The 11,946-nt window shown below is 36.9% G+C and carries 12 protein-coding genes; 7 read left to right on the forward strand and 5 right to left on the reverse strand.

Translation table 11 applies throughout. From position 1 onward, the window contains the following. Nucleotides 1-93: 93 nt before the first annotated feature. The gene (locus ABS766_RS06190) at nucleotides 94-786 is read left to right on the forward strand and encodes a DUF421 domain-containing protein (protein ID WP_408084252.1); all 693 of its coding nucleotides are present in this window, start codon (nucleotides 94-96) and stop codon (nucleotides 784-786) included. A 78-nt stretch (nucleotides 787-864) separates the two neighbouring features. Here the strand turns inward: ABS766_RS06190 and ABS766_RS06195 are convergent, their stop codons facing one another. Next, nucleotides 865-2,109, reverse strand: a complete 1,245-nt coding sequence (locus tag ABS766_RS06195) for a hypothetical protein (RefSeq protein WP_408084253.1) — start codon at nucleotides 2,107-2,109, stop codon at nucleotides 865-867. 139 nt (nucleotides 2,110-2,248) lie between these two features. Between ABS766_RS06195 and ABS766_RS06200 the strand changes: the two genes are divergently transcribed. From ABS766_RS06200 to ABS766_RS06210, 3 genes are all read left to right on the forward strand, one after another. Next, a complete protein-coding gene (locus tag ABS766_RS06200; protein WP_408084254.1) occupies nucleotides 2,249-2,740 on the forward strand; it encodes a GNAT family N-acetyltransferase in 492 nt (163 codons plus the stop codon). Between the two features lie 181 nt (nucleotides 2,741-2,921). Further along, nucleotides 2,922-3,302, forward strand: coding sequence for a SpoIIAA family protein (locus ABS766_RS06205; RefSeq protein WP_408084255.1), 381 nt, complete (start codon nucleotides 2,922-2,924; stop codon nucleotides 3,300-3,302). Between the two features lie 18 nt (nucleotides 3,303-3,320). After that, the gene (locus ABS766_RS06210; RefSeq protein ID WP_408084256.1) at nucleotides 3,321-3,830 is read left to right on the forward strand and encodes a pyridoxamine 5'-phosphate oxidase family protein; all 510 of its coding nucleotides are present in this window, start codon (nucleotides 3,321-3,323) and stop codon (nucleotides 3,828-3,830) included. Between the two features lie 71 nt (nucleotides 3,831-3,901). Here the strand turns inward: ABS766_RS06210 and ABS766_RS06215 are convergent, their stop codons facing one another. Then, the gene (locus ABS766_RS06215; protein ID WP_408084257.1) at nucleotides 3,902-4,285 is read right to left on the reverse strand and encodes an ankyrin repeat domain-containing protein; all 384 of its coding nucleotides are present in this window, start codon (nucleotides 4,283-4,285) and stop codon (nucleotides 3,902-3,904) included. Between the two features lie 176 nt (nucleotides 4,286-4,461). Between ABS766_RS06215 and ABS766_RS06220 the strand changes: the two genes are divergently transcribed. Continuing rightward, nucleotides 4,462-5,955, forward strand: coding sequence for a YfcC family protein (locus ABS766_RS06220; RefSeq protein WP_408084258.1), 1,494 nt, complete (start codon nucleotides 4,462-4,464; stop codon nucleotides 5,953-5,955). A 39-nt stretch (nucleotides 5,956-5,994) separates the two neighbouring features. On the opposite strand, the gene ABS766_RS06225 is transcribed toward ABS766_RS06220, so the two are convergent. Then, entirely contained in the window at nucleotides 5,995-6,945 is a 951-nt protein-coding gene (locus tag ABS766_RS06225) for a phosphoribosylaminoimidazolesuccinocarboxamide synthase (protein WP_408084259.1), read from the reverse strand. 203 nt (nucleotides 6,946-7,148) lie between these two features. Further along, complete coding sequence (locus tag ABS766_RS06230) at nucleotides 7,149-7,805, reverse strand: DUF4294 domain-containing protein (RefSeq protein WP_408084260.1); 657 nt, start codon at nucleotides 7,803-7,805, stop codon at nucleotides 7,149-7,151. 84 nt (nucleotides 7,806-7,889) lie between these two features. Here ABS766_RS06230 and ABS766_RS06235 point away from each other — a divergent pair, with 84 nt between their 5' ends. Together ABS766_RS06235 and ABS766_RS06240 are read left to right on the forward strand one after the other, a co-directional pair. After that, nucleotides 7,890-8,978 (forward strand): M42 family metallopeptidase, encoded by a 1,089-nt coding sequence (locus tag ABS766_RS06235; RefSeq protein ID WP_408084261.1) that lies wholly within the window; start codon nucleotides 7,890-7,892, stop codon nucleotides 8,976-8,978. A 78-nt stretch (nucleotides 8,979-9,056) separates the two neighbouring features. Continuing rightward, nucleotides 9,057-9,749, forward strand: a complete 693-nt coding sequence (locus ABS766_RS06240) for a hypothetical protein (RefSeq protein ID WP_408084262.1) — start codon at nucleotides 9,057-9,059, stop codon at nucleotides 9,747-9,749. Here ABS766_RS06240 and ABS766_RS06245 read toward each other — a convergent pair whose 3' ends face one another. Further along, nucleotides 9,750-11,819 (reverse strand): M1 family metallopeptidase, encoded by a 2,070-nt coding sequence (locus ABS766_RS06245; RefSeq protein ID WP_408084263.1) that lies wholly within the window; start codon nucleotides 11,817-11,819, stop codon nucleotides 9,750-9,752. Nucleotides 11,820-11,946 lie beyond the last annotated feature (127 nt).

Below are 11,946 nucleotides of genomic sequence, written 5' to 3' on the forward strand. Positions count from 1 at the left end.
CGGAGGTTGTTTTAATGCCATATTAAAGTTGTCCTAATGTTTGTTAATGCACACCTTAGCCTTTGTAATTTTATGAGTATAAATCTTTATACTATGAAAAAGGTTTTTGATTGGAACCGCATTTTGTTTAACGACCTTCCTGCTGAATTTGTATTTGAAGTGGCTTTTCGGTCAGCCGTAATGTTTATTATAGTACTCATTACCCTTAAGCTAACAGGCAAGCGGGGGGTAAAACAGCTTTCTATATTTGAGGTGGTAATTATAATATCACTTGGTTCGGCAGCAGGAGACCCTATGTTCTATGAAGATGTAGGCCTTATACCGGCTATAAGTGTATTTATTGTAGTGTTGTTTTTATATCGTACCATAACCTGGCTTTTGGGCAAAAGCAAGCGCTTTGAGAATTTTATTGAGGGTAGAGTGCATTGTATTATTGAAGATGGACAGTTTTCTTTACAGAGTTTTGAAAAAGAAACCCTGGCATTAGATGAATTTTTTGCAGAATTGCGGCTTAAATCAGTTGACCATTTGGGGCAGGTTCGCAATGCATATATAGAAACAAATGGCGCAATAAGTGTATATTTTTATGGTGATGAAAATATAAAATACGGCTTACCAATTCAGCCGCAGCTTTTTAACCTAAAGAGTATTGATATACCTAAAACAGGTACGTATGCCTGTACATTTTGTGCTAACGTTCAATTACTGGAGCCTACACGGGGCACTTGTACGGTGTGTGGCCGCCACGAGTGGGTGCTGGCTATTAATAACAAACGTATAAGCTAAAAAACCCGTAAGTACCATGTACTTTACGGGTTTTACTAACTAACTAAATATATGTTTTTATCCTCTTGATATATGTTTTTATCCTCTTGAAGAACCCCTGCCAGTGCTTCTGCCAGATGAGTTAGGAGCACTACTGCGTGATGGAGTACTGGTGCTACGAGTTGGGGCACTGCTTCTTACAGCAGGACTGTTACTGCGGGACGGAGTACTCTGCGTAGCAGGGCTACTACTGCGTATTGGGACAGTGGTACTTCTGGAGGGCTTACTATTGTTTCTGGCAGGAGAAGCACTGCTGCTCCTTGCCGGGCTCGAGGCTGAAGCCCTGGTAGAAGTAGTAGCGGCAGACTGCCTTACTGGTTGTATACCTCGGGTGTTTCTATTAGAATCAGAGCCAGAGCTTCTTACAGTTGCTTGCTGAGCATTATTTCTTCCAGAGTTATTTCCGCCAGAGGTAACAGCAGTTCTTGAAGCGTTACTATCCCTTAAGGTATTTACACTGGGATTATTTCTTCCTGTAGATACGGTTGACGCCCTTTGTGTTGCATCGCGTGATGAAGTTCCTCTTGCAGCAACTTCGTTAGTTCTTCCCTGTACCAAATCGTGCCTGTTGCTACTATTTGTATTCCTACTGGTAAATGATGTACCCGGATGTTGCCTTTCGTAAGCATTTTGCCTGCGGCTATTGTGCATTGCTACAGCACGGCTGCTTCTCCTGTTGGTAACATAGTGATATGAGTTGCGGGTATTTATTACATAAGAGTGTATGTGGCTCCTGTAACGGTATACAGGGTAGGGGTTCCAATATGTATAATAAGTAGGGTAATAACCCCAGTACCATGGAGAATAGTATGGCCTGTAACTGCTCACCCAAAACACATTAAAAATAGCAGGCCTAACTGCGTATATAGGTTCATATATATAATTTGGCCCATACATATAGACATCGCCCACCACCTGAACGGTTACATTATTGTGGCGGTCACGCTCTACTTCAATTGTAGCTACATCCTGAAAAACATCTATACCTAAAACAGCCTGTAGTATAATAAGGTGTGTGTTGTTTTCGGTAGATTCAACCACCCTAAGGTAATCAACACGGTTATCACCATTAAGGTCAAGGTTAGATATCCTCAGGTCCGGATTATTAAGCCTGCGTTCAAAATCTTCAAGATCGGCAGATTCACCAAAAATTGAAGCTACCGCCTGCAGATCCAGGTTATCACTTATATCAGTACTGTTGGCCCTTACAGTAGTTACATCCTGGGCAAAAATTCCACCTATAGAAAAAAAGGCGAATAAGATATTTAATACTTTTGTTTTCATGATCTTCAACATTTATAAACACTTTTATAAAAAATGTTTTCGTTATATACTATTATCCAATTACTGTGCCAATGTTTATTAGGTTACTTTTGTTGTTTTTAAGTAATTGATATATAGTGTTATAATTTTTTAAGTTGTTATGTATATAAGAAAAGCTTTATTAAAAGACAGTGTAGTTATTTCTGCGATAGCTAAAAAAGTATGGCCTGTTGCCTATAAAAATATATTAACCCAGGAACAAATGGAGTATATGCTGCAGATGATGTATAGTACACAGGCATTACACAGGCAGATGAGAGAAGCAGGACATGTATTTTACCTGGCTGTTATTGATAATAGCTGCGTGGGGTTTATATCTTTTGAAATAAGCTATATGCCCGGGCAGACCAAAATACATAAATTATATGTATTGCCGGATATACAGACAAAAGGTATTGGCACTGCTTTAATTGAATATGCCGGTAATATTGCCACAGCTCAAAATAATACACACCTTATACTTAATGTAAACCGTTATAACAATGCAGTATATTTTTACAAGAAAAATGATTTTACCATAATCGGCAGCGAAGATATTGATATTGGAAATGGATATCTTATGGAAGATTATATCATGAAAAAACAATTGTAATTTTGTTATACACAACAGGTGTAATTTTCTTTCAAAAAGTGTAATACTTTTAGAAATCTTCACTAAAGCAGTTTCTTAAATTCCTCAATTTAGCATTTTTTTTGTTTATATTATGAAGGTGCTAACACATGTTTAGTTTTAGATAAATTACTTTTGATAAGTAACTTACTAAAAAAACAACATGATAGTACAAATTCCTGACCTTCCGGCTAATCTGGTAGGTTTCCGTTCTGATGGCGAAGTGACATCCGAAGATTTTGAAATTGTAAAAGTACAGGTTAATAATTTTGTTAAAAAAGAAGGTAAGCTTAATTACCTACTTCTACTTGACAATTCACCTGCCGATTTTACACTTGGTGCATGGCTGCAGGATGCACTTTTAGGCATTACACACATTACAAAATGGAACCGGGCAGCTATAATTTCTGACTTAAAAGTAGTTAAAAATTTTACCGATGTTTTCAGTAAATTGATGCCAGGGGAATTTCGATGCTATCCGGAAGAGCAGTATGAAAAGGCTGTAGACTGGGCATCTGAACGTATAGATGACGAAACATATTAAATAACCAAAAAAATTATTATGGGAGAATATAAAGATTTAATCAGTAAAGAAGCAAAAGATAAAATAAAAGAAATGGCCAAAGATATAGGGGTCTGTATGTTTTGTACAGAACTTTCTGTAAGGCCCATACCTACAAGGCCAATGAGTGTACTTGAGGTAGACGACGAAGGCAACCTTTGGTTTTTAAGTTCTAAAAGCAGTAATAAAAATTTTGAGATACGCCATGATGATGATGTACAATTGATGTTTGCTAAAAATTCTGATGCGCATTATCTCAGCATTTTTGGTAAAGCAGTTATTTACAAAGATAAAAGCCATGTAGAGGATGTATGGACACCCATTGCCAAAACATGGTTTGATGAAGGTAAAGACGATCCTGAAGCTACAGTAATTAAAGTGATACCATCTGATGCTTATTACTGGGATACCAAAAGCGGAAAAATGATATCTATGCTTAAATGGGCTGCCGGAGCTATTGTAGGCAGTGCTGTAGATGATAATAGTGTAGAAGGAAGATTAAAAGTATAATATAGGTTATACTTAAAAATTACAAAAAAGGCCAGCAAATCTGCTGGCCTTTTTTTGTAATTAAAAAAATGTTAAGCTTCAAGTGCTTCAATAGTTTTTACGGCTTTTTCGGCATTAGAAAGCTGGGCATATTTTAAGGCGCTAAAACCGTTACTGTCAGTAGTTTTTAGATTTGCACCATTTTCTACAAGCAGGTTAATAATTTCTGCCTGATTGTAACGGGCGGCCACCATAAGGGGAGTCATCCCATTAGAGGACTCGTTTACATCAACTCCATACTCAATAAATTTCTTAACAGCTTCAATGTCGCCTTTTGCAATAGCTACAGCCAGAGGAGTGGCAGTTTTGTATTCTTTAACTAACCCAAATTCTAAATTGCCTGTACTGGCTGTTGCTAAATTTACATTGCAAAATGCTACAAGGGCAAGGCTTAAATAAATGATCGTTTTTTTCATGATGATTGAATTTTGATGATTGACAATTAATTGATTCTCTTTATATAGTAGACGCATACAATGATGATAACGTTACTCATAAAATTTTATTTAACATAATTTTAACATTTTTCGTTTTATAACCTTGTTATTTAATATCGGTTATTTGCTGCAGGTATTTAAAAGAGTTTGCCAACATGAAAATCAAATTTCCTACAGCCCAGACTATATTATTAATAATAGCAGTCTTTACAGCTTTTCTTACCTGGATTATACCTGCCGGTAAGTATGATGTGCTTGGCTATGACAAAGCAAGTGATACGTTTACTAAAACAGGAATAAAAAATACGGTGGTTTTAAAAGCATCTCAGCAAACACTGGATTCATTACATATTAAAATTGCAATTGAAAAATTTACAAACGGCGACATCTGGAAGCCTATCAATATTCCCGGAACGTTTCAATTTGTAGAAAATAAGCCCCAAGGGCTGGCTGCATTTATAAAATCTCCCATTAAAGGTATTATACAGGCTGCAGATATTATTTTCCTGGTATTAATTATTGGCGGGCTGATTGGTATAATGAATTATACCGGCGCTTTTGATGCCGGTATTGCGTGGCTTGCCAAAACATTACAGGGCAGGGAATATTTACTTATCTTTTTTGTAACTACCCTTGTGGCTATTGGTGGTACTACTTTTGGCCTCGCAGAAGAAACAATAGCGTTTTATCCCATACTTATTCCCGTTTTTTTAGCTTCGGGTTATGATGCTATGGTGCCTTTGGCCAGTATTTATATAGGCTCTTCCATCGGTACTATGTGTTCTACAGTAAATCCTTTTAGTGCTATAATAGCTTCTAATGCTGCTGGTATTAACTGGACAACCGGCATTACATCACGCTTTATAATGCTCATATTGGGAGTACTAATTTGTATACTTTATATTACCCGTTATGCACAACGCGTAAAAAAATATCCTGAAAAATCTGTGATTTTTGAACAGAAGGGGGATATAGAACGAATGTTTGGAATAACATCCCGAAATGCTACTGTTACTTTATCAGCACGGCTCCGCATTATTTTGGTTATTTTTGTAATGTGCTTTGCGGTTATGATATATGGTGTATCTCAGCTTGATTGGTGGTTTGAAGAAATGACCGCTACTTTTTTAGCCGGGGCCATACTTATTGGGTTTATAGGCCGTATTAAAGAAGCTGTATTTGTAGAAACTTTTGTAAAAGGTGCCTCAGAACTTTTAGGGGTTGCTATAATAATAGGTATTGCACGTGGGGTATCTATACTTATGGACGAAGGTATGATAAGCGATACCATATTATACTATGCAAGTGATATAGCAGAAGGAGCCAATAAGGGTATTTTTGCTAATATGATGATGTTTATTTATGCGGGATTATCCTTTTTTATACCCTCATCATCTGGTATGGCGGTATTAACTATGCCCATTATGGCGCCATTGGCAGATACTGCAGGTGTGGGCAGAGAGGTAATTGTAGATGCTTACCAATATGGTATGGGCCTGTTTGCCTTTATTAACCCAACGGGGCTTATACTGGCATCGCTGGCTGTGGTAAAAGTTGGCTATAACAAATGGATACAGTTTGTTTTACCACTACTTTTCTTCTTACTTCTTTTTGCTATGGCAGCTTTAACATTAGCTGCTTACATATAACATATAAAAAAAACCGCCCGTGTGGGCGGTTATGTAGTGTTACCATGTATCTAAAAACCTTAATACATTTCGTTCAATACGTTTATTAATGTCTGAAATATCTCCTTTGGCAAATTTTTCACCTATTATATTTTCATACAGTTCAATATAGCGTTCTGATACACTTTCTATATACTCAGTAGTCATTTCAGGAATTTGCTGTCCTTCTTTACCCTGAAAACCTTTAGAAATAAGCCATTGCCTTACAAACTCTTTGCTAAGCTGTTTTTGCGGCTCTCCTTCGTTCTGCCTTTTCTGGTAGCCATCTGCATAAAAATAACGAGAAGAATCCGGTGTATGTATTTCATCTATCAGCACAATTTCACCCTCTTTGGTTTTACCAAACTCATATTTTGTATCAACCAGTATCAATCCCCTCGAAGCGGCTATTTCTGTACCGCGCTGAAAAAGGGCACGGGTATACTTTTCGAGTATTTTATAATCTTCTTCTGTAACAATACCTTTTGCTAATATATCCTCCCGTGATATATCCATATCATGTTCACCGTTATCGGCTTTAGTAGTAGGGGTTATAATAGGGGTTGGAAATTTATCATTCTCACTCAGGCCGTCAGGCATTTCCACACCACACAATATTCTTTTTCCTGATGCATATTCACGCGCAGCGTGGCCTGAAAGATATCCGCGAATTACCATTTCTACCTTAAAAGGCACGCATAATAAGCCAATTGCCACATTAGGGTCTGGCGTATCAATAAGCCAGTTAGGTACAATATCTTCGGTGGCACGCATAAATTTAGTGGCAATCTGGTTTAATATCTGGCCTTTATACGGTATGCCTTTAGGCATCACAACATCAAAAGCTGAGAGCCTGTCTGTAGCTACCATTATCAGTAGATCATCGTTTATATTATAAACTTCCCTTACTTTACCTCTGTAAACAGATTTTTGCCCCGGAAAATTAAAATTGGTTGAGGTTATAGTGTTCATTAAATATCTTTTTTAGAGTGCAAAAATAAGAAAGTTATATGGGTTTTTACCAAATAAAAAATGCCACAATATAAACTGTGGCATTTAAGATTTAAAAAAAATTCTACTACACTACATTACTCTGTAAAAGTCTTTATAAAGACTAATTGCTTTTTATTATAAACAACTCAATTAATAAAAACCCTAACTTTTTTTAAAAAAACTTATCTGCCATTTTCATTTTTGGCAATCCAGGCTTTGGTTATGGCATCATAATCAATAGCAAAGGCAGGTTCCTGGCGTTGCAAACGTCTATCATTAAACGCTTTTAATAAAATCCCTTCAATATTATAATCTTCGGGCACCCTGTCTGGGTGATAAGTTGTTTTAAGGTCAATATTAAAAAGATGCGCCATACGGTCAGACATATAGGCCCTAAAGCCACTCTTGTGTTCTTTAATAAGGTCATATGTACTGCTGCCCGTTTGGCGATATATTAATTTTACCAGTATTTGCCCCTCCTTGCGGGTTAGTTTTTTTAGCTGGCCCTCAAATTCATCTTCAAGGTAGTTTTCTATTATTTTGGCATATTTTTTCTTTTCTTTTTTACTCTTAAGCTTTGCCATGTTGGCATTAAGCATTGTTAACTTTTCAGCAGCAATTTTGGCGTACGGATATACTTTTAGCACGCGGCGGCGCAATAGCCATAGCTGTTTTTTTTCTTCGTCGGTAAGGCTGTCTTTTACATTACTGATTACAATTTCATCCAGTTGCATATTAAATACAATCGAATCATTTACAATTGAATCATTATCTACTACCTGCCCCCGAGCTGAAAACAGTGTAAATAAAAGCAACAATATATATATCCGTTTGTCCATCCGTAAGAAAAATTTGTATCAAAATTATGCAATTATACATAACTCTGTTATGTTATTTATATTTTAGCAAAAAAATCAAATTTTATGCCATCTGAAAGTATATTGAATGACGCTTCAGTCAAATTTCTTGAAAACTACCTTAATAATCCATCTCCCACAGGCTACGAAGCCGAAGGCCAAAAATTGTGGATGGAATATATAAAACCCTATGTTGATACCTTTATAACCGATACTTATGGCAGTGCCGTAGGGGTTATAAATCCTGATGCGCCTTATAAGGTGGTTATAGAAGGGCACAGTGATGAAATTTCATGGTATGTTAACTATATTACCGATAATGGGTTAGTACATGTAATACGCAATGGAGGGTCAGACCACATGATTGCCCCTTCAAAAAGGGTAAATATCCATACTAAAAAAGGTATAGTTAAGGGGGTTTTTGGCTGGCCTGCCATACACACAAGACTGCGCGGTAAAGAAGAACCTGCTAAAATAGAAACTATTTTTATAGACCTTGGGTTCAGTACCAAAGAAGAAGTAGAAAACCTTGGCGTGCATGTGGGGTGTGTAGTTACTTATCCTGATGAGTTTATGGTACTAAATGACAATAAGTTTGTATGCCGTGCCTTAGACAACCGTATGGGAGGATTTATGATAGCCGAGGTAGCGCGCCTGTTGCATGAAAACAAAAAAACACTGCCTTTTGGGCTGTATATAACAAATTCTGTACAGGAAGAAGTAGGGCTTCGTGGTGCTGAGATGATTACTAAAACCATACGCCCTAATGTAGCTATTGTAACTGATGTATGCCATGATACTACTACACCAATGATTGATAAACGTGTTGAAGGCGATACCCAGATAGGCAAGGGGCCGGTTATTACCTATGCGCCTGCGGTACAAAATAACCTGCGGGAACTGGTAATTGAAACCGCACAAAAAAATGAAATACCCTTCCAGAGGCTGGCTTCATCTCGCGTTACAGGTACTGATACTGATGCATTTGCCTATAGTAATGGAGGGGTGGCTTCAGCATTAATTTCGCTGCCGTTACGCTATATGCATACTACCGTAGAAATGGTTCACAGAGACGATGTTGAAAATGTTATTAAACTGATTTATGAAACATTACTCACTATAGAAAATGAACAGACGTTTTCTTATTTTAAGTAATATTGCTTTAGGAAGCTTCCCAAAAAGGGAAGCTTTTATTTTTTTATCTTAGATTAAACTAATGCAGGTACTACCCCCATGAAAAATATATATATACTGGTATTATTTATAACTTTTACAGTACACAGCCAGACCGAAAAAGATATTATAGGGCACTGGAAATTTCAGTCAGTACAGCGAGACGGTAATACTGATGATAGCAAGGCAGTAAAAGTTGCAGAGTTATTAAGCAGTTTGGAGTTTGTATTTAAAATAAATATGTTATACGAGAACCAGATGATGGAACATTATGAAAGCGGAACGTGGTCTGTTGCAAACAGTATAATTTATTTTAAAAATACGTATGAAGGGGCAAATGCTGAATATACAGTAAAAATAAAAGCATTTAGCCACGATGCGCTTACATTTGATTTTAAGGGAGTTACAATAGTTTTGGCAAGACAGCCAGACAAAGTGGATGCTAACTTAAATTTTGACTTAGTTAAACAATGGAATCTTATTGGCGTAAGGCCCGCTAATAGTTTAAATAGTGATGACATAACACCAATTCCGGAAGGTAATTTTATTTTACTTACCGCAAATTCTAATTATACAATTTCTTTTGGTGGTAATATAGAGCAGGGGGTATGGAAATACGATGAAAAAGAGCACTTATTGGCACTACAAGGCAGTAATGCCATAAAAACATGGAAAGTAATAAATATTACCGGAAATGAATTAGTATTAGTTATGGGGGCTACGGGTGAAGAGTTTGTTTTTAGCGCAGACTGATTATTCTTTTAATAATACTTCCAGTTTAGTTTTATCCGGCTCTTGTAATGTTGGCAGTAAAGCCTCAAAACGTTCACGGTACCCCGCTTTTTTAAGCAGTTTACGTATGTTATCTTTTCCAAATTTTACAAACTGCCATTTGTGGTGTGTAGTGGCATTTACCAGGTTTTTTAGCACTGCCTCGTCTGGACTGTTTAAATACAGTAGGTTAGAAAGCGCATTTTGCCGTATAGAACTTTCATATTCCGGCCCGGCATACTTAAGTAATTCAGCATAAAAGGCTGCTTTATCATCAGGCTTATAATTATTAGCTTTATAAGCCAAAGTAAGCCATAATATACGAAGGTTTTTATCATTAAAGCCCAGCCAGTTTTGGCTTATATTTAAAATTTCCGATCGTTTTTCGGGAAATTTTGCATACAATACATTCAGGGCAATTTCGCGTGTTATATAAGAGTTGTCATATAAAAAGGTCTTGTAATCTTCGTAAAAAATTTCCGGAAATACTGTTGTAGTACGCGCAACGGCCTGCCTAAGCTTTATGTCACCGCTTTGCATAGCATATTTTATGAGTTCGGCTTTATCTTCAAAAGGTACTTCCGCCATTTGAAACAGTACTTCTTCTTTTACCGGATAAAATTGGTCTGATTGCAAAATCTGAATAAAAATCGGCTTTTTTTCCTCAAAACGCTTATCAGCCAGTTCGCCTACTTTAAAATAAAGCTGCATAAATCGGTTTTGGCTTAATATATCAATAGCTTCCTGAACCTGAAACGTGCCACTTTCCAGCCAGCGCTGTTTAAAACCGGCTGTATCATAATCCGGGGCAACTTTACTTATTTCAGCCAGAAATTCATCAGTATTTACATTTTTGAAATTATATTTTATGAGATAGTTTTTTACAGCATCCCTAAATTTTTCATGCCCTACTCCTTCACGCAATACATGCAATGCCCAGGCGCCTTTCTGGTAAAAAGATAATGAGCTTGCATGTTCGTTAAGAATAGGTATTGTATCGGTAGCACTGGCTTGCTGCAAGCGTTCGGCAATCTCGTACAGCTCATAATTAAAGTGGTCTTCCCCAAACAGCTCCTGTTCTGCCAACAGGGCATAATAAGTTGCAAAGCCTTCCTGTAGCCAGTGGTGTTTACCGCTTTGTGCGGTTATCATATCGCCAAACCACTGGTGTGCCAGTTCGTGCGCATTTACATTTATATACGTCCGGTCATTAAAGCCTATGGAATCTACCACAAAATCCTGGCTAAAAATAGTTGAGGTCGTATTTTCCATACCGGCATATAGAAAATCCAGCACCGGAATCTGGCGGTATATATGCCAAGGGTAATTAACACCTATTTCCCGTTCAAAAAAGTCAAATATTTGTTTACTATAACGATAGGTAGGCTCAAATTTGGCAGTATCCTCAGGCCTTAGGTAAAACTCCAGAGGTGTACCGCTGACCGATGTTACGGTACGTTTTTCATATTTGCCTATGGCCAACATTACTAAGTAACTGCTCATAGGTTTATCCATTGTATATAACCAAGAAGTATTACTGCCCTTTGTAGCTGTATCTTTTAATGTGCCATTAGCTAAAACAGTATAGCCTTTATTGTAAGTAACAGAAAGGTTAAATACCACTTTTTCATTCATGTCATCAAAGCTGGGCAGCCAGTAACTGGTATATTTACCCTGACCCTGAGTCCATATCTGCACATCGTTGCCATCTTTTACAAAATACAGGGTCTGTCGGGGTTTTGTACTATATCTGAAGGTAACCGTATTTTTTCCTTTTTTAAACCCTTTATATAATTTCAATGCATTGGTAGTTGCAAGCCATCCTGTTTTCTTTTTACCATTAACGCGTACATTTTCAAAAGCCATGTTACGGGCATCAATATATATGGTATCTGCCTCATCTTTAACATCAAAAGTATAAGCTACCTGCCCGTAAACTTCTTTTTCGGCAACGTTAAAGCCTATAGTAGCATTACAGGTGGTAAAATCAACATGTTTATTTTGCTGGGAAAAAGCAATTGAAACCACAAAAAAAAGTAAATATCTCATCATGTATTTTTACAGTTAGGCAAATGTAATAATTATCAACACTGCTTAATTTGATACTACCTTAAAATATCGTTTTAGAAAACTTACAAAAAAGAGCTATCTTAGTTGCCCCAAACTTAATCATTATTCA

The sequence above is a fragment of the Flavobacterium rhizosphaerae genome (assembly GCF_046000445.1).
Classification (GTDB): domain Bacteria; phylum Bacteroidota; class Bacteroidia; order Flavobacteriales; family Flavobacteriaceae; genus Flavobacterium; species Flavobacterium rhizosphaerae.

Coding starts and splice junctions, on each gene's coding strand:
- ABS766_RS06190 (WP_408084252.1), top strand. CDS start 94: ATGAAAAAGGTTTTTGATTGGAACCGCATTTTGTTTAACGACCTTCCT.
- ABS766_RS06195 (WP_408084253.1), bottom strand. CDS start 2,109: ATGAAAACAAAAGTATTAAATATCTTATTCGCCTTTTTTTCTATAGGT.
- ABS766_RS06200 (WP_408084254.1), top strand. CDS start 2,249: ATGTATATAAGAAAAGCTTTATTAAAAGACAGTGTAGTTATTTCTGCG.
- ABS766_RS06205 (WP_408084255.1), top strand. CDS start 2,922: ATGATAGTACAAATTCCTGACCTTCCGGCTAATCTGGTAGGTTTCCGT.
- ABS766_RS06210 (WP_408084256.1), top strand. CDS start 3,321: ATGGGAGAATATAAAGATTTAATCAGTAAAGAAGCAAAAGATAAAATA.
- ABS766_RS06215 (WP_408084257.1), bottom strand. CDS start 4,285: ATGAAAAAAACGATCATTTATTTAAGCCTTGCCCTTGTAGCATTTTGC.
- ABS766_RS06220 (WP_408084258.1), top strand. CDS start 4,462: ATGAAAATCAAATTTCCTACAGCCCAGACTATATTATTAATAATAGCA.
- ABS766_RS06225 (WP_408084259.1), bottom strand. CDS start 6,945: ATGAACACTATAACCTCAACCAATTTTAATTTTCCGGGGCAAAAATCT.
- ABS766_RS06230 (WP_408084260.1), bottom strand. CDS start 7,805: ATGGACAAACGGATATATATATTGTTGCTTTTATTTACACTGTTTTCA.
- ABS766_RS06235 (WP_408084261.1), top strand. CDS start 7,890: ATGCCATCTGAAAGTATATTGAATGACGCTTCAGTCAAATTTCTTGAA.
- ABS766_RS06240 (WP_408084262.1), top strand. CDS start 9,057: ATGAAAAATATATATATACTGGTATTATTTATAACTTTTACAGTACAC.
- ABS766_RS06245 (WP_408084263.1), bottom strand. CDS start 11,819: ATGATGAGATATTTACTTTTTTTTGTGGTTTCAATTGCTTTTTCCCAG.